Source organism: 'Chrysanthemum coronarium' phytoplasma (genome assembly GCF_000744065.1).
In the GTDB taxonomy this organism is placed as follows: domain Bacteria; phylum Bacillota_I; class Bacilli_A; order Acholeplasmatales; family Acholeplasmataceae; genus Phytoplasma; species Phytoplasma asteris.
In genome coordinates, this window is the sequence record NZ_BBIY01000119.1 from 1 (window position 1) to 1,030 (window position 1,030).

Annotated in this window: 1 pseudogene; it reads left to right on the forward strand. The window is 21.9% G+C overall.

Annotated elements, in window-relative coordinates:
• Positions 1-416 precede the first annotated feature (416 nt).
• A pseudogene (locus OYV_RS04020) lies at positions 417-1,030 on the forward strand (methyltransferase domain-containing protein); the annotation flags it as partial.

Genomic DNA, 1,030 nt, shown 5'->3' on the forward strand with positions numbered 1-1,030 from the left:
TGTATAAAATTAAAAAACCGATCAAACTTAATTTTAACATTTTTTTATGGCTTTTCGTTATTTTTTTGCATTTTTTCGTTATTTTTTTGACTTATTTTGGTTTTGCAAAAGCTAAAAATATTATTTTTTAATTGTTGATAATTATAAAAAGGTTTGTTTTAAAAAATGATATAATTTAATTGTTGTTTTAAAATAACAAAATAATTTTAATTTAACATTTTTTATTAATTTATTTCGACTTTTTATTAATTTAATTTTTTCTTTTTTGAGTCAAAAACAAATAATTATAATCATACAAAAAACAAAAAGTGAAGGTATCAAAAGTGAAAATCACATCTTTTTACAAATTTTTTAATTCTTCATTTTTTTCAATTTATTTTATTAAAATTAAAAAAAATTTAAGCTCGTTATTGTTAGTGATTTTTTCTTCAATAATTTTAATTTGGGGGCTTTTTGATAGTTGTTTGCAAACGCATCTAGACTCATTTGCTTATTTTAAAAATATTTTTCATTATACAAGACAAAGTATTTTTTTAATTTTGTTAGTTGCAATAATTGCTTTAACTAAATATAGAACTACTAAATTTTATCAAATATTAAGTTTTGTTGCTTTGGTAAATATTTTAATTATAAGTTTGGTTTTTTGTGATTTTATTGAAGACCACAAACAGCATTTTATTTCTGCAAATTGGCAAATGCAGCTAATTCCTTATTATTTGCAATATGTTTTTGCCCCTTTGATTTATTGTTTTTATGTGTGGCAACGACCAATTACTTTTTTGGGTTGGAAAAAAGTATGGATAGTTTTTGTTCATCCTTTTTGCTATTTTTTGTTATCTGCTATTATTTTTGGTTTTAAAGCGGATTTGAAATCGCATTTTATTAATCCTTATTACCAAAACAATTTAACAGTAGCTTATTTTAAACTTTTTGTCTCTTTTTTGCTTTTGGCAATGGGTTTAATCGGAGTGCAAAAAATAAAAATTCATCCTTTTTATAAAGGTGCACTTTTAGTGCTAGGAGCATTTTT